18 protein-coding genes are annotated in these 15961 nt (G+C 39.3%); all 18 read left to right on the top strand.

The window, feature by feature from the left end; genetic code table 11:
* The first annotated feature begins 308 nt into the window (after positions 1 to 308).
* The 18 genes from U2P91_RS12840 (at position 309) to U2P91_RS12755 (ending at position 15961) form a co-directional block, all read left to right on the top strand.
* Entirely contained in the window at positions 309 to 1127 is an 819-nt protein-coding gene (locus U2P91_RS12840) for a recombinase family protein (RefSeq protein WP_322519779.1), read from the top strand.
* A gap of 1532 nt (positions 1128 to 2659) precedes the next feature.
* On the top strand, positions 2660 to 2815 hold the full coding sequence (locus U2P91_RS12835; RefSeq protein WP_162624405.1) for a hypothetical protein: 156 nt from the start codon (positions 2660 to 2662) through the stop codon (positions 2813 to 2815).
* Between the two features lie 370 nt (positions 2816 to 3185).
* Positions 3186 to 4037, top strand: a complete 852-nt coding sequence (gene eutJ, locus U2P91_RS12830) for an ethanolamine utilization protein EutJ (RefSeq protein WP_322519778.1) — start codon at positions 3186 to 3188, stop codon at positions 4035 to 4037.
* Positions 4027 to 4329, top strand: a complete 303-nt coding sequence (locus U2P91_RS12825) for a BMC domain-containing protein (RefSeq protein ID WP_322519777.1) — start codon at positions 4027 to 4029, stop codon at positions 4327 to 4329. The genes eutJ and U2P91_RS12825 overlap by 11 nt, the downstream gene beginning before the upstream one ends.
* A complete protein-coding gene (locus U2P91_RS12820; RefSeq protein WP_322519776.1) occupies positions 4330 to 4617 on the top strand; it encodes a EutN/CcmL family microcompartment protein in 288 nt (95 codons plus the stop codon). It abuts the gene before it with no gap.
* A complete protein-coding gene (locus tag U2P91_RS12815) occupies positions 4610 to 5947 on the top strand; it encodes a 4Fe-4S dicluster domain-containing protein (protein WP_111887101.1) in 1338 nt (445 codons plus the stop codon). The genes U2P91_RS12820 and U2P91_RS12815 overlap by 8 nt, the downstream gene beginning before the upstream one ends.
* Positions 5944 to 6492, top strand: coding sequence for a BMC domain-containing protein (locus U2P91_RS12810; protein WP_111887100.1), 549 nt, complete (start codon positions 5944 to 5946; stop codon positions 6490 to 6492). The genes U2P91_RS12815 and U2P91_RS12810 overlap by 4 nt, the downstream gene beginning before the upstream one ends.
* A 25-nt stretch (positions 6493 to 6517) precedes the next feature.
* Positions 6518 to 7027: a cupin domain-containing protein gene (locus tag U2P91_RS12805; protein ID WP_111887099.1), complete on the top strand. Its 510-nt coding sequence runs from the start codon at positions 6518 to 6520 to the stop codon at positions 7025 to 7027.
* Between the two features lie 160 nt (positions 7028 to 7187).
* Entirely contained in the window at positions 7188 to 7472 is a 285-nt protein-coding gene (locus tag U2P91_RS12800; RefSeq protein WP_322519775.1) for a BMC domain-containing protein, read from the top strand.
* A 117-nt stretch (positions 7473 to 7589) separates the two neighbouring features.
* On the top strand, positions 7590 to 7934 hold the full coding sequence (locus tag U2P91_RS12795; protein WP_111887097.1) for a BMC domain-containing protein: 345 nt from the start codon (positions 7590 to 7592) through the stop codon (positions 7932 to 7934).
* 10 nt (positions 7935 to 7944) lie between these two features.
* Positions 7945 to 8379, top strand: coding sequence for a EutP/PduV family microcompartment system protein (locus U2P91_RS12790; protein ID WP_111887096.1), 435 nt, complete (start codon positions 7945 to 7947; stop codon positions 8377 to 8379).
* A gap of 8 nt (positions 8380 to 8387) precedes the next feature.
* The gene (locus U2P91_RS12785) at positions 8388 to 8969 is read left to right on the top strand and encodes an ANTAR domain-containing response regulator (RefSeq protein WP_111887095.1); all 582 of its coding nucleotides are present in this window, start codon (positions 8388 to 8390) and stop codon (positions 8967 to 8969) included.
* Positions 8966 to 10444, top strand: coding sequence for a histidine kinase N-terminal domain-containing protein (locus U2P91_RS12780; RefSeq protein WP_111887094.1), 1479 nt, complete (start codon positions 8966 to 8968; stop codon positions 10442 to 10444). The genes U2P91_RS12785 and U2P91_RS12780 overlap by 4 nt, the downstream gene beginning before the upstream one ends.
* Before the next feature lie 291 nt (positions 10445 to 10735).
* A complete protein-coding gene (eutA, locus tag U2P91_RS12775) occupies positions 10736 to 12175 on the top strand; it encodes an ethanolamine ammonia-lyase reactivating factor EutA (protein WP_322519774.1) in 1440 nt (479 codons plus the stop codon).
* 229 nt (positions 12176 to 12404) lie between these two features.
* Positions 12405 to 13772, top strand: coding sequence for an ethanolamine ammonia-lyase subunit EutB (gene eutB / locus U2P91_RS12770; RefSeq protein ID WP_111887093.1), 1368 nt, complete (start codon positions 12405 to 12407; stop codon positions 13770 to 13772).
* Positions 13773 to 13788: 16 nt separating this feature from the next.
* Positions 13789 to 14691 (top strand): ethanolamine ammonia-lyase subunit EutC, encoded by a 903-nt coding sequence (eutC, locus tag U2P91_RS12765; RefSeq protein WP_322519773.1) that lies wholly within the window; start codon positions 13789 to 13791, stop codon positions 14689 to 14691.
* Positions 14692 to 14712: 21 nt separating this feature from the next.
* Entirely contained in the window at positions 14713 to 15369 is a 657-nt protein-coding gene (gene eutL, locus U2P91_RS12760; protein ID WP_111887091.1) for an ethanolamine utilization microcompartment protein EutL, read from the top strand.
* 4 nt (positions 15370 to 15373) lie between these two features.
* Entirely contained in the window at positions 15374 to 15961 is a 588-nt protein-coding gene (locus U2P91_RS12755; protein ID WP_322519772.1) for a BMC domain-containing protein, read from the top strand.

The raw sequence follows: 15961 nt of genomic DNA, 5'->3' as shown, positions 1-15961 counted from the left end.
GTTCGTCGTTTTCTACTCATGTGTATAGTTTATCTTATTTTCTGGATTTTGTGTCCAACTATTTGTGGACATTATATACTGATTTCATTGATGAAGGTTTTAATTAATTACAAAAGTTTTCAGATAGGAGCTGACTAATCATACTTTTTAGCGTAATAATACAATTTAGCGTAATGCCATTTACGCTAAATTGTATTATTTTTTGCGTCCTTAGACAAGACGAAAGCCGCTCAATTTCAGAAAATGTAACATGGGGAAAACGAAAGAGTTTTTCTGACGGAAATATCTCCCTCCCTTATAAGAGTTTCTTGGGATATGTAAAAGGGGAGAATGGATTACCACAGATTGTTGAGGAAGAAGCAACGACAATCCGACTCATTTATAAGCTTTTTCTGGAAGGGCATACCCCTTCATCCATTGCCAAACAGTTGATGGCATTAAACATTTTAAGCCCAACGAAAAGACAAAAATGGCCGGTGTCTACGGTGATCAGCATTCTTAAAAACGAAAAATACAAGGGCGATGCAATACTGCAAAAACGCTACACGACGGACTTCTTGACTAAAAAAACAAAGACCAACGAGGGGGAAGTTCCTCAATATTATGTTGAAAACAGTCACCCAGCCATCATTCCACCAGAAACCTTTGGCTTGGTGCAGGAAGAGTTTGCGAGAAGAAAATCAAAAGGCGGATATACAGCTTACTGTAAGGTTCATCTAGGAAAAAATGAACGAAAAATATTTTCTGCAGGGAATAAAATTGATGTTTTTAAATTCAAAGAGTATACCTTTGGAATTCAGATTTGCTTGGATACACATATTATGGATATGAGTATCATGCAGAAGGAACAAGGAGCGGAAATTATTATTGCTCCTTTTAAAACACCCTATGATTCACAAAAAAGAGCAAAGAATTGGTCAAAGTATATGTTAGCAAGAGCTTATGAATGTAATTTTTGTATGATTTGTTCGAATTATTATGGGGGCATTCAAATTGTTAATGGTAATGGCATTTGTGTGAAAGAAAATTTGAAAAACAATTCATTTTTAGTTTATACAGTATCTCAAGAAAATGATTTCAATAAAAAGATCGATTACTTTTCTTATCGTAAACCAGAATTATATTAAAATTTAATATACCTAGTAAGAAAAAATGGTAGAAGTTATTGAAAAAAAAGTCAAAGTTGCTTTATTCTTTCAGAAAACCACTTTTTTAGATGCCGATAATTTCTAATTTAATTGGCACCTTGAACTGGTACGGATTGCCTCCACTAAAAAAGAATTAGACGAACACTTAGCAAAGGCCGTTTTACCGTCATTGTTGGTATAGTTGTAAGCTATACTGACTTGATTATCATCAACCGAACATTGTTTTCTTGATTACTGTAATCCAGATTTGCGAGGCTGTTTGTTGCTACTAACCTATTCTGTCCAGAAACTGATGGCATATGTTGTCCCCAAATTGTTGGACATGGTGTCAAAAATAATCGACAGTGTTTTAACGGAGAAAGAACTTAGCAGATTGCTCTTGCTCAGTTTATTTTTTAGATGGAATCCTTTAAAGCGATACCTCATCGGCAATACTCAACAATGTTTCACTCGGCCATTCTAGGACAACTCGGATTGAATGATCAGTTTCACCATGTGATCATCAATCAAACGTTTTTCCTGCTGGTCACCGAAAATCAGGCATTGGGTACAAAACTTGTCGACTAGTCGGGCCAGACCGCCGCTGAACTTCCCGGCGCAACAGGATCGCCTGCTCCAGAACCGTTTGGGGGATGGATCCCTGTGATCTCGATGCAGTCAATCGCTTGCTGGCCCAGGACAATGAGGAAATTGCGGCGTTGGAAAAAGAAATCAATGCCCAACTTAAGATTCTGGGGGTGGTAGTTTAGGGCGGTGAATTTCTTTTCGCTGCCAAGCACACTTAACTTGACGAAAGTGGTGGAAGTGGGGACAAAATACGGAATCGGAAACATCAAATAAACCATGAGGTGATGCTAATGAAAACAGAACGGTTCATTTATAATTTGAATTATCCGATCTATGAAAAAGAAAGTTGTGAAATTGAGGTGCGCGCTCTTTTTCAGTTCGATTTGAAAGAAAAAGTCTTTTTGCAAATAGAAAAGTGCATCCTTGCATGGTCGAGTACTTAGTGAAATCACTGAAAAGCAAAAGGATCTTTATGAGGCCCTGGGGGTTGATCCGCCATCGTTATAAATTTCGGGAATCCAGGATTTATTGTATTTTCGTTTTATCGTTAATTTCTAGTGGAAAATATTCTTATCTTTCGGCGCTGAAGACGCTATCGCTAAAACGACATTAGATGGAATCGCCTTATCGGGTATCATTTGGATGGGAAACAAAAAATCATGCACAAGAGCAATTAGATAAAATATTTGCTAAAGCTAAAAAATGCAGCAGAAACCAATAAAGCCAGGGTGGTTTATAATTTTAAAATAAATTAAATAAAGCAGGTTGACATTATTAAATTTATTTGAGATAATAAATCAATAATTTAATAGTACAAATGCAACGAAGTATTTGTATAAAAGCGACGGAGCTTCCATATGATTAGCCAGTAAAAGGGTAATGATATGGAAGTTTTTGCTTTTTATTGTAAAAGTTACAAAATATGAATTCAAGAGGAGAATGAAATGAGAAGTTTATTGGAAAACAAAGATATCAAAATATCATTTGATGTACCTGATGGTTATTTTATGGCACTTGAGTTTAAACAAGATATTTTTGATTGCGAAACATATAATTATAAACGTGCCGAAGAAATCTACGAAGAATTAAAAACAGCCTGAATTACCTCGTGTTTTACCACAGCTGAACTGCAGTTTACGCGGTTTCCATTGAAGTAATAATTGCACACAGGTTAAAGTGAGATGGAAAAATAGTTAATTAAAAATAAAGCAGGTTGACATTATAAAATAAATTTGAGATAATGAATTTACAATTTAATAGTACAAATGCAACGGAGTATTTGTATAAAAGCGACGAAGCTTCCATGTGATTATCCAGTAAAAGGGGTAATGACATGGAAGTTTTTTGTTTTTTATTGTAAAGGGTTGCAAAACATACGAAAATGAAACATAAAATGTGCAATAAATAGTTTTTCAAGACTTTGAAAAAGTTAGGATGAGTCTTGTGGATAAGAAATGAGGGCGAAAGGAAATGGATTTATTTAAAGAATCAGACAAGATTACATTCGATTTTATAAATATACTTAGCCATTCAATCACACCTAAAAATAAAGAGCGATTGATGATAGGGGTTGATCTCGGAACCGCTTATATTGTCATCTGTGTATTGGATGAGAATAAGAACCCAATTGCTGGTGCGTATCGATTTGCGCAAGTGGTTAAAGATGGTTTGCTTGTTGATTATATGGGAGCATTAAAAATTGTTAAACAATTGAAAATAGAAATTGAAGATAAAATCGGCTGTGAATTAAAAGATGCAGCGGTGGCAATACCTCCGGGTACAACAATTAACGATACAAAGTATATTAAAAATGTTGTCGAAGGAGCAGGGTTTGATGTGATCAATGTTGTTGATGAACCGACTGCAGCCAATGCCGTTCTTGGTATCAAGAATGGTGTTGTTGTGGATATCGGCGGCGGAACAACCGGCCTGGCTATTATAGAAGAAGGAAAAATTGTAGCAGTTGCTGATGAGGCAACCGGAGGAACGCAATGCACATTAGTGATTGCTGGAGCTTATAAAATTTCATTTGATGAAGCAGAAATTGTAAAACAGGATCCGGATAAACAAGAAGAAATTTCCGGATTGCTAAGACCGGTGGCCCAGAAAATAGCTTCAATTATCAAAAAGCATATTAATGAATATAGTATTGATGGAATATATCTGGTAGGGGGAACAAGCTGTCTTTTAAATATTGAAAAGGTCATCGAAAAGGATCTAAACATTAAAACATACAAACCGAAAAACCCGCATTTTGTAACGCCAATTGGTATTGCCATGAATTGTGTGCCGGCTAAAGGATGTAAAAAATATGGATATTGAAATAATTAAATCGCCTTCTGACGGGGTGATTAAAATGATGAGAAGTCGTTTGTTTTCAAAAGATTTCCTGGAGAGTGAGAAATTTGATACCGTTGGATTAGTACAGGGAAAACTCGTGGAAATGTTTGTGGCAACTGATATTGCTGAAAAAACAGCAGCTGTCGATGTTGTTGAGATAAAAGGTATATGTCCCCAGCATTTTACCATGATTGCTGTACTGGGTGATATTGCATCAGTAAAGGAAGCCCTGAATAATATCGCTAAAGAGTTTAAAGAGAGGGTGTCGCAGTAAATGAAGATTGGACGGGTTATAGACAGTATCTGGTGCACAAGAAAAGAAGATGAGTTAAGGGGATTAAAACTCCTGAGAGTGAAACTATTGAACCGCGAAAAAGAATCTGAAAATGGTGAGATTATCGTTGCTACGGATTTAATCGGAGCCGGAATCGGCGAACTGGTATTACTCACGAATGGAAGTGCGGCAAGAAGGTCAGAAGGATTAGAAAACGCACCGGTTGACTGCATCATTATCGGTATTATCGATGAAAAAAATGAAGATGAGGGGGATATGCATGAATAGTGAATTTACAAACAGAATCATGGAAGCAGGTGTTGTCGGGGCCGGAGGTGCTGGTTTTCCAACATATGTGAAATTGGCAGCAAAAGCCGAATATATAATCGTTAATGCCGCAGAGTGCGAACCCTTGATACGGGTTGATCAGGAATTATTGCTTCACCATACCAACGATATATTAGAAGGTTTAACCGGTATTATCCAGGAAACCGGGGCTAAAAAGGGTTATGTTGCAATTAAAGCGAAACATACAGAAGTAATCGATTGTTTAAAAGAACAATTGAAGGATTCGGAAAATATTGAGCTTTTCCTGCTTGAAGATTTTTATCCGGCGGGTGATGAACAAATAACCGTCTATGAAGTTTTGAAAAGAGTGGTACCAAAAGGTGGAATTCCTTTGAATGTTGGCTGCATCGTATGTAATGTGGAAACGATTTTAAATGTGTACAATGCTGCCAGGGGAAAAACGGTGACAACCACTTATGTAACGATTACCGGCGATGTAAAAACCCCCGCAACCTTTTGCCTTCCAATTGGTATGAGTTATAAAGAAGCCTTGGCGTTATGCGGAATAGAAACCTTGACTGGAAAAGTTGGTATTGACGGCGGTCCAATGATGGGAAAGATAATCTTCGATTTTGAATTGCCAATTACGAAAACCACAAAGGCAATTATACTCTTAGATCAGAATTCTTCATTGATTGAAAATAAAACAAAAGGGAATGAGCAGGTATTAAAACAATCAAAGATTGCCTGCATACAATGCCAAAAGTGTACTGACCTATGTCCCCGGGATTTACTTGGTCATAATGTCAAACCCCATTTAGTCATGCGCATTGCAAACTATGGTTTATCAGATTTTTTAGGCATGAAAACAGCATTGGGCTGTTCCGAGTGTGGAGCCTGTGAATTATATGCCTGTCCAAACGGATTGTCGCCGAGAAAAGTCAATATTATGATTAAAAAGGAGTTAATCGCGGCTGGGATAAGCATTGATAAAGGCGGAGAACAAAAATCCATATCGGAAATGATAGAGTACCGGAAAATACCGGTTAAACGACTCATCGAAAGACTTGGGTTAAAAGAATATGATCGGTGTGCACCATTAAAAAGTTTTGCGTACAATGTGAAAAAAGTTGTAATTCCCCTTAAACAGCATATCGGAACATTGGCTAAACCAGTGGTGGAAAAAGAGATGATGGTCGATGAAGGGATGCTTATTGGCGAAATAGAAAACGGAAAAATGGGTGCGTGTATTCATGCCAGTATTTCAGGAATGATTACAGAAGTTTCCAATGAATCCATTACAATTGAAGCACGAGAGGATAGGATATGATAAATACAATTGGTTTTATCGAACTTAACAGTATTGCAAAAGGCATTGAAGTAGCAGATCATATGCTCAAAGTTGCCAATGTGCAGCTGATGTTTTCAACAGCAACTTGTCCGGGGAAATATATTACCTTAATATATGGCGACGTCGGCTCAGTGGAGAATTCAATAGAAGCAGCAAAGCTTTTAGGCGGCGAGTTTATTATTGATGATTTGATGATTCCAAACGTCGATGAGCAAATTTTCCCGGCCATTACCGGTTCCAGTAATGTTGAGAAAATAGGCGCGATCGGTGTGATTGAAAGTATGGCAATGGCCTCATTGATTGTGGCAGCAGACACCTGTGTGAAAGCATCAGGCGTGCAGCTGGTTGAATTAAGGCTGGGTTCCGGCATCGGCGGTAAATCCTATTTGGTCATGACCGGAGATGTTTCAGAGGTCGATGCCTCCATAGAATCCGGGGTTGCAGTGATCAAAGAAAGTGGGAATATCGTCTATTATACGGTCATACCATCGCCGCATAAGGACTTCAAAAATACTTTATTATAAATGAAAGAAAGAGAAGGACATAAAAATGAATAACAATATTGAACAGATAATCAAGGATCGAGTTTTGGATTTAAATATTTCTGAGGAACTGATAGCACAGATTGTGAATGAAGTAATGACGTCACTGACAACAGATGAGCAACAATTAAAAAAGGCCACTGAGCCTGACAGAATCAGACTGATCCGGGGCAACAGTGTGGTTTTTGAAAATTTCAATACCGGAAATCCAGATGATAAGGTTACCTTTAAAGAAATACTGACCATCGAAGAATGTCCAAACATGGCAACCGGTTTTTTGAGAATTGAAGAGTCCGCTTTTGACTGGTATTTAGGTTATGACGAGTTGGATTACATCGTAGAAGGAACATTGGAGATAACATATGACGGGAAAAAGTTCACCGGCCATGCCGGCGATGTTATCTTCATTCCAAAGGAAACGGCTGTTACATTCAGTTCACCGGATCATTGTAAATTTTTCTTTGCAGCATATCCCGCTAATTGGCAGGATCTGTGCGAAGATAAGCAATCGAATTAAGGTTATCAGCAAAGATTTCAAATGAAAGTTATTGTATCTGGTCAGATACATCATGACGAAGAGGTGCAGTCGTTACAAATGTGTTGCATCCGGGGTCAATGGTTCTCATTGAAATAAGAGTCAATACTCTGAAAAATAAGAAAATATTCAGGAGGAAAAAATGAGTACAACAGATGCATTGGGAATGATTGAAACAAAAGGTTTGGTAGGCGCGATTGAGGCTGCTGACGCTATGGTTAAAGCGGCGAATGTCAGATTAATCGGAAAAGAGCAAATCGGCAGTGGCTTGGTAACAATAATGGTCAGAGGTGATGTAGGTGCGGTGAAAGCCGCAACGGATGCCGGGGCAGTCGCAGCCTCAAGAGTAGGCATGTTGATATCGGCACATGTTATCGCAAGACCGCATGAAGATGTTGCGATGATTTTACTACAAGAAGCCAACTAAAGAGAAATAAAAATTAAGAAATGAATAGAAATTATAGTTAAAGTGTTGACAATTAAATAGTTATTTAATATCATTATAAAATAATCAGCGCTTTAACTAACATAGGAGAGTTCAAGAATGAATGAGAATGTCCAAAGAGTGATCCAGGAATACGTTCCGGGAAAACAGGTTACGTTAGCGCATATTATTGTAAATCCCGATAATAGCATCTATAAAAAATTAGGACTGGAAGAGAACCATAATTCGATTGGAATCCTGACCATTACACCCAGTGAGGCGGCCATCATCGCAGCGGATGTTGCGGTAAAATCAGGTGATGTTACCATCGGCTATGTCGATCGCTTTAATGGTTCCCTGGTGATTGAAGGCGATGTCGGTTCGGTGGAAGCATCTGTCGAAAGCGTTCTTCAGACATTGTCTCTGTTACAGGGCATGTCAATCCCAACAGTGACACGATCTTGAGGTTGAGCCAATGAAAAAAGTTATGTTTATCGGGCCATCAGGAAGCGGTAAGACAACTTTGTATCAACGAATGGGGTCTTTCGATATCGATTATGACAAAACCCAGGCTATTGAATTTCATAAAAATGTCATCGATACACCCGGAGAATACCTGGAAAATCGTGGTTACTATTCAGCGTTGCAGGTGACATCTGTGGAAGCAGATGTGGTGGCCCTGGTAATGGACTGTAAAAGCCGGTCCAATGTGTTTCCGCCGGGTTTTGCAAGGATGTTTACTAAACCAATCATTGGGATTGTGACCAAGATCGATCTGATGCTGGATGAAAAGGATTTCAGTTATGCAGAAGATTCACTAAGGTTATCGGGGGTTAATGAAATATTTAAAATTTCATCATTGAAAAATAAGAAGATCGCAGAGTTAAGAAAATTTCTTGAGTGGAGTTGAGGTTAGTTATGAGAATTATCGTTGTCGAAGATGAACCGGTAACCCGGATGGATATTCGGTGTATACTTGAAGATGCCGGATTTGAAGTTCTGGGTGAAGGGAAGGATGGTTTTGATGCCATCAATTTATGCACAAGCTATCATCCGGATATGGTGCTGATGGATATTAATATGCCTAATTTAGATGGCGTCAGTGCTGCCAAGATAATTCGCAGAGATAAACTGTGTAAGTGCGTCGTTTTTCTGACCGCATATTCCGACGATATATTTATTGAGGGCGCTAAAAAAAGCGGCGTATTTGGTTATGTTGTCAAACCGATCGATGAGAAGAGTTTGCTGCCGACAATAAAAATCGCCTATGCAAAATCACTTGAGTCCGAAAAAAATGAGCAAAAATTAAATGACATTACCAAAAGACTGGAAGATCGCAAAATGATTGAGAAGGCAAAAGGATTTTTAATGCAATCCGGAGGCCTCGATGAGGACAGCGCCTATAAAAAACTCAGATCACTGAGTATGGAAAAAGGCTACTCACTCCGGGTTATCAGCGAAACGATACTGTTACAGGCACAAAAAGGCGAAAAGAAATGAAGTATAAATGCGACCGCGAATTTATTATAAAACAATGTAAAGAGTTTACGCTGTTAAACAATGATGAAATCGAAGCGATAATTGACGTGGCTAAAATTCTACCATATTTTAACGAAGGATTTGACGGGGAGTCGTTTATTGATATAAAGGTACACGATAAAGATCTGGCGGTAGTGGTTGCTGAATCATATAAAAAAAAGAAATCAATATATGTTGACTCGTATTTAGGCGATATTATTTACCGTGAGAATGAACCGGCAGTATTTCGTTCATTTGATCTGGGAGTAACCACAAAAGATATCATTGGTATGAGTTTTGACCGTAACAAAAAGAAGATATGGACAAAACAAACAGTTGTGCCGATCATGCACAATAATAATGTCGTGGCCACATTAATACTTGAGAAAATACTGGATTTAAGATTGACCGTGGTGCCAGGGGCGCCATTACAGCGATCCCCGGAAAACGAAAAAATCGAGGAGCTATGGAGTTCGATTTTCGGTAAAAGCAATGAAAATGAAGCCTTGCAATTGCGCGAGGGTATTTTAATATTCGACGAAACCGGTCATTTAAAATATTTTAATCAACGGGCAGTTAAGATGTATCAGGAACTGGGGTTTAAATCCATTGAAAATCAACATTTTGATAACCTGAACTACACAACAAAGAATTTTGACGATGTTCTATCGAATATCGAAGGGACCTTTAGCAATAATGATGACAACCGTATCATTATTGAAAAAAGTTATGACGGAAAGGTGGCAATCGGCGATAAATTTTATCGCATTCACATCATTATCCGGATGAAAAAGACGGTTGATGTGATTGTGTTTATTGATGATATTACAGAAATGAGAAAATATGAAAAAGAAGTGAACAGTTATTTGGTGAGTTCACATGAAATTCATCACCGCATTAAAAACAATCTGCAAACGGTGGCTTCTTTACTGCGGTTGCAAAGTCGAAATGCTAAGGATCCAGAGGTAAAAACCATCTTAAGTGACAGCATCAACCGGATCATGAGTATTGCGGTCACCCACGAACTTTTAGAAAAAAAGTCAAATAATCTGGTTTCGGTTCAAGAAATGCTTGACAAAATAAAACAAAACATGATATCATTCGTCGCAACAGCTAATAAAGAAATTGAAATATCGGTTAAAGGTGCTGACTTTTTTGTTGACAGTGAAAAATCGACAGTTATTGCTTTGATTGTAAACGAACTGATTCAAAACTCGCTGAAGTACGCATTTCCCAATGGGGGTGTCGGTCACATCGAAGTGACAACTGCAAGTGATGGAAAAATCAAGATGATTGAAGTAAAGGATAACGGAATCGGTTACAAATCTGGAGAGAAAAAAAGAAGTGGTCTGGGTCTCAACATCGTTAAGGCTTATGTTTATGAAAAACTGCTGGGCAAATTAATTATTGAAACCGGAGATGAAGGTACCACAACTTCATTTGCCTTCAAATTATAAATTAATATTATAAATTGCGATGAAGCAATTATTTTAGGCGACGTAGCTTAAAGTTTGAATATCTAAAGCAGGTATTCAAATTTTAAGCTACTTTTTTTACTCAGACTGTTTAAGAAATCGAATAGCAAAATTTGACAAAAAAATAAACATTGCATTGCAAAGACGTAATGTAAAAAAGCGACGCAGCTTAAGGGATAAATATCAACTAATTGATGTTTATAATTTAAGCTGCGTCTTTTTTTTCAATGTTAGCGACATGGAAAATCATACTGGATCAAGAGGGAGAAATACATGGAAAACTTTAAAAGACAGGAAATTCTCAGTGTCGGAATAGATATCGGTACTTCAACCACACAGTTGGTTTTTACAAAAATTCTGCTGGAAAACATGGCATCAAGTTTCAATATCGCCCGGATAGAAATTATTGGCAAGCGGATCGTGTACCGCAGTGAAATTTATTTCACGCCTTTGACATCGAATGATCGCATTGATATGAATGAAGTCATGAAAATCATCGACAGCGAGTTTGCCAGGGCCGGAATTGCGAAAAAGGATATCGATATCGGCGCGGTTATTATTACCGGAGAAACCGCCAGACGGGCGAATGCCAGTGAAGTGTTACACAAACTGAGCGGTTATGCCGGAGACTTTGTGGTAGCAACGGCAGGACCGGTTTTAGAAAGCATCATTTCTGGTAAAGGCGCAGGTTCAGACAAGATTTCCAAAGAACACAACAACGTCGTCGCAAACATTGATATCGGCGGAGGAACCTCGAATGTGGTTGTTTTTGATCACGGGGAGACAGTCAGCACCGGGTGTCTGGATATTGGCGGTCGTTTAGTCAAGATGGATAAGCAGGGAAAGATAATCTACATCAATGAAAAAATAAAAAAAATCATTAAAAACGAAAAACTCGATATTGCATTGGGTCAGACTGCCAACGAAAACAGCTTGACAAAATTAGCGAAAATAATGGTTCATCAGCTTGAAACCGTTGTCGGAATTACGCCCCAGGATCACTACTACGATATGATGCTCACGATTGAAGATATGGTAATCAAGAACCCCATCAACTATTTAACATTTTCCGGCGGCGTCGCAGACATCGTCTACCACTACGCTGAAAAAGAGGATGTTTTTAAATACCAGGATATGGGAATAATTTTGGGACGAGAAATCCGTCGTTCGGATTTATTCACCAAATTAAAGGTGATGAATGCCGAAGAAACCATTCGCGCTACCGTTGTCGGAGCGGGGTCACATACTACCGATATCAGCGGCAGTACGGTAACATACGATAAGTCAGCCTTACCCATTAAAAACATTCCGATTGTGAAAATACCATTTACGGATAAAAACAGTATCAGTGAAATAGCAGATGAGGTAGCAAAACGCATTGAATGGTTTAAACTGGAAGATGAATTTCAGATGGTTGCGATTGCTTTTGAAGGCATCAATTCACCTTCTTTCAAGGACATAGTAGCCTGTGCCGAACAATTGATCAACGGTTTGGAGGCGTTGATCAGGCATAATTATCCGATTATCGTCGTTTCCGAAAAAGACATTGCAAAAGTGCTGGGACAGACGATTAAGCGGCTGTTGAATAATGATCATCACGTGATCTGCATTGACGCTGTGACCGTCAGCGACGGAGATTACATCGATATTGGCAATCCCATTGCCGGCGGGATGGTATTACCGGTTGTTGTAAAAACATTGATTTTTAAATAGGGGACACAGGAATTTCCAAAGACATCAAGGCCTCTTTTGCAGGATGAGCAAATTGGCGGATGTGACTAATCCGATTATTCAAATTAGTCGCGACAGTTTAGTCAAAGGTTGAACTAATCAAAGTAGCGGTTAGTGGAAACAATAACCGGCACTTTGATTAGTTAACTAAAAGCTAAACAAAGTATTGATTGTCATATGTATGATAATCCAAAAAATAAGGAGTGAAAGTATGAAATTAAAAACCGTATTGTTTGGAAGAACCTACCAATTCAAAAATGTTAATGAAGTCCAGGCGAAAGCAAGTGAACAGAAATCCGGGGATCAGCTGGCAGGTTTAGCTGCAACTTCAACTGAAGAAAGAGCAGCAGCAAAAATAGTGCTGGCAGATATGTTGTTATCTGATATTCGCAATAATCCGGCAGTTCCCTATGAACTTGATGATGTTACCCGAGTCATTCAGGATCAGGTTAATGAAGCCGTGTATAAAGAAATTAAAAACTGGACCGTCGGAAATCTTCGGGACTTTATGATGTTGTACACTTCAACCGGTCCGATTATTCAAAGAATTGCAACCGGATTGACAGCAGAAATGGTTGCCGCCGTTACAAAAATCATGTCAAATATGGATCTGATTTATGCCGCGAAAAAAATCGATAATGTTGCTACCTGTGTCACCACCATCGGACAACGTGGTATTGCCGCAAATCGTGCCTTACCGAATCATCAGACCGATGATATTGACGGCATTTTTGCAGAACTCTATGAAGCGCTTGCCTATGGTGTAGGGGATGCGATGCTTGGCTTGAATCCGGTTCAGGATACCGTGGAATCAACAACTTTCCTACTTCAGAAACTATATGATTTCCGAATGAAATGGGAAATACCGACCCAAAACTGTGTACTTGCTCATATTACAACGCAGATGGCCGCCCTTCGTAAAGGCGCACCGTTAGATATGATTTTTCAATCCATTGCCGGAACCCAAAAGGCCAACGAATCATTTGGTGTAACCACCACCATGCTTGATGATGCTTATGATCTGGGAAAACGCGAATGTATTTCCGGTGGGAAAAACATCATGTACTTCGAAACCGGGGAAGGTTCAGAACTATCCTGCGACGCCCATCTGGGAGTTGATATGCTTACCCTGGAAGCCCGCACCTATGGTTATGCCAAACGCTATGATCCTTTTTATGTTATGTCGGTAGTCGGATTCATCGGACCGGAATATATTTATGACTCCGTTCAACAATTACGAGCCGGTCTGGAAGAGCATTTTATGGGAACGTTATCACTATTCCCAATGGGTGTAGATGTCTGTTACACCAACCATATGCCGGCCAGTCAAAATGATTCCGAAAACCTTGCATTATTACTGGCTCACGCTGGGATGCCAGCCTTTGTAACCGCACCAATGGGTGACGACATCATGCTTAACTATCAATTATTGGGAAATCACGACTGGCAAACACTGTTGGAATTATCGGGAATGAAACGAGTACCTGAATTTGAAAAATGGCTGCAAAAAATGGAGATTCTCGACCAATACGGTATGTTTACCGAAAAAGCCGGCGATGCTTCAATATTCTTAAAATAAAAAGAAGGTGATATAAATGATAAATGAAGCTATTTTAAAAGATACGATTCGCGACATTATTAAAAATGTTATTCAAGAAGAATTAAGCGAAGCAGGAACCGGTTCTGTAAAGAACCAGGTAATTAAGTCTGCCACGGCAGGCAGCATTGATGATGGTTTTGTCGAAGATGTGACTGTGGCAACCATGCAGGAAACATTCTTTATTCCCAATCCATACGATCGCGATGGATATATGAAAATGAAAGAATTTACGTCCGGTCGATTAGGTATTTGGAGAGCCGGTCCAAGACCTTTAACCAAAGCCTATATGAGATTTTTAGCCGATCACTCGGCAGCTCAGAATGCGGTATGGTCAGATGTTGACGTAACCCTGGTCGAAGACCTCGGATTCATCAAACTTTCTACAATTGCTGCGGATAAAGCAGAATACATCAAAAACCCTAACACCGGAAAAAAACTGACCGATGAAGCGGTAGAAACCGTCAAAAAAAATACCGTTAAGAATCTCAATGTGCAGATTGTTTTTGTCGATGGATTAAGCTCACGGGCCATTGAAAAAAATGCCGCAGATTTTCTTCCCGCTCTACAGCAGGGACTGGACTCACTGGGAATCACATACTCAACACCGTTCTTTGTCACCAATGGCCGGGTTGCCATCGGCGATGAAATCGGCGAAATAACAGATGCTGACGTAATTGCCGTATTCTGTGGCGAAAGACCAGGATTAAACTCAACCGGGTCTATGGGAGCATATATTACCTATAAACCAACAGTTGGTATGGAAGAGGCCAGAAGAACGGTCATTTCCAACATTCATGAACTGGGAACCGCACCGGTTGAAGCAGGTGCTCAAATAGCTGAGCTTTGTCAGACCATGCTCAAGAATAAAATGTCTGGTGTGGATTTAAAATTAGTATAAATTGGATAGGAGGATTAATTAGTGTTAGGAGAAATTATACGCGCTAATGTTGTGTGCCAGAATATTATTCCAAATGTCAGTGAAGATTTAGCTAAGGCGCTTAATCTTAAACCGCATCAACGCAGCCTGGGCCTGATTACAGGTTCCATCGATGATGTTACATTTATCGCTCTTGATGAGGCCACAAAAGCTGCTGATGTAGAAGTGGTATATGGGGAATGTATGTTCTCGGCATTTGTCGGAATTTTTACAACCTTTGCCGGGGAAGCATTTGGTATATTGGCCGGCGAAAATCCGGCTGAGGTAAAGAGCGGCCTGGATGCATGTGCTCATTATATCGAAAACGGAGCATATTTCGTCAATGCCAATGAAAAAGGTGAATCTATTTATTTAGCTCACTGTATATCAAGTACCGGCAGCTATTTATCGGAAACTGCGGAGATACCAGCCGGAATGCCGTTGGCTTATTGTATTGCCCCACCAATTGAGGCAATGTACGGTATTGATGCCGCACTAAAAGCAGCGGATGTAAAAATTTGCAAGACATTTCTACCGCCGACAGCGACATCAAACTTTTCCGGTGCCTTGATGAGCGGTTCACAATCGGCATGCAAAGCGGCCTGCGACGCGTTTGCCCAAGCGGTTCAATACATTGCCAATAACCCGATAGTAGGTTAAAATAATGACTTCCGTCGGTATAATTGATACAGTCGGTTTTGTGGGAGCTGTGAATGCCTTGGATACATGTCTTAAAACCGCTGATGTTGAATTTGTAAGGTTTGATAAAATGTCAGGCGGCATTGTATCCATCATCATCACAGGGGATGTAGCAGCTGTATCGGCCAGCGTTGCCGCAGGGGTAGAAGCGGCAAATCTGGCAGGGAAATGCAGAAAACATACCATCATTGCAAGACTAGACGATCAGACCCAAAAAATGCTCTGCCACAGTAATTCATCCGGGCATGAAGTTGTCAACAACGCTGCACCTACGAAAATTACTGTAATGGAAAATCAGGAAGAGCAATGTAGTGTAGTAGAGAAGTTAATTGGTGAAGACGCGATCACTGAAGATAAATCGTCAACATCCGTGTCGAATGATAAAGAGTATAATTACTCGGAAGAATCCCTGAATCTGATGACCGTTTCCAGGTTAAGAAAATTAGCCCGTGATATAAACATTAAAGGCATCAGCAGAGAAAAAATCAAAAGATCCCGTAAATTTGATCTGATCGCAAATATTTTAAATGAATTAAAAGAAAAGGAGGAATAA

Origin of the sequence: Acetobacterium sp. K1/6, from assembly GCF_034438075.1 — a bacterium.
Lineage (GTDB): Bacteria > Bacillota > Clostridia > Eubacteriales > Eubacteriaceae > Acetobacterium > Acetobacterium carbinolicum.
The sequence above is the reverse complement of the archived record's forward strand: the minus strand, read 5'-3'. Positions and strand labels throughout refer to the sequence as shown.

Coding starts and splice junctions, on each gene's coding strand:
- U2P91_RS12755 (WP_322519772.1), top strand. CDS start 15,374: ATGACTTCCGTCGGTATAATTGATACAGTCGGTTTTGTGGGAGCTGTG.
- U2P91_RS12835 (WP_162624405.1), top strand. CDS start 2,660: ATGAGAAGTTTATTGGAAAACAAAGATATCAAAATATCATTTGATGTA.
- U2P91_RS12810 (WP_111887100.1), top strand. CDS start 5,944: ATGATAAATACAATTGGTTTTATCGAACTTAACAGTATTGCAAAAGGC.
- U2P91_RS12800 (WP_322519775.1), top strand. CDS start 7,188: ATGAGTACAACAGATGCATTGGGAATGATTGAAACAAAAGGTTTGGTA.
- eutB (WP_111887093.1), top strand. CDS start 12,405: ATGAAATTAAAAACCGTATTGTTTGGAAGAACCTACCAATTCAAAAAT.
- U2P91_RS12825 (WP_322519777.1), top strand. CDS start 4,027: ATGGATATTGAAATAATTAAATCGCCTTCTGACGGGGTGATTAAAATG.
- U2P91_RS12805 (WP_111887099.1), top strand. CDS start 6,518: ATGAATAACAATATTGAACAGATAATCAAGGATCGAGTTTTGGATTTA.
- U2P91_RS12790 (WP_111887096.1), top strand. CDS start 7,945: ATGAAAAAAGTTATGTTTATCGGGCCATCAGGAAGCGGTAAGACAACT.
- U2P91_RS12820 (WP_322519776.1), top strand. CDS start 4,330: ATGAAGATTGGACGGGTTATAGACAGTATCTGGTGCACAAGAAAAGAA.
- U2P91_RS12780 (WP_111887094.1), top strand. CDS start 8,966: ATGAAGTATAAATGCGACCGCGAATTTATTATAAAACAATGTAAAGAG.
- U2P91_RS12815 (WP_111887101.1), top strand. CDS start 4,610: ATGAATAGTGAATTTACAAACAGAATCATGGAAGCAGGTGTTGTCGGG.
- eutC (WP_322519773.1), top strand. CDS start 13,789: ATGATAAATGAAGCTATTTTAAAAGATACGATTCGCGACATTATTAAA.
- U2P91_RS12795 (WP_111887097.1), top strand. CDS start 7,590: ATGAATGAGAATGTCCAAAGAGTGATCCAGGAATACGTTCCGGGAAAA.
- U2P91_RS12785 (WP_111887095.1), top strand. CDS start 8,388: ATGAGAATTATCGTTGTCGAAGATGAACCGGTAACCCGGATGGATATT.
- eutA (WP_322519774.1), top strand. CDS start 10,736: ATGGAAAACTTTAAAAGACAGGAAATTCTCAGTGTCGGAATAGATATC.
- eutJ (WP_322519778.1), top strand. CDS start 3,186: ATGGATTTATTTAAAGAATCAGACAAGATTACATTCGATTTTATAAAT.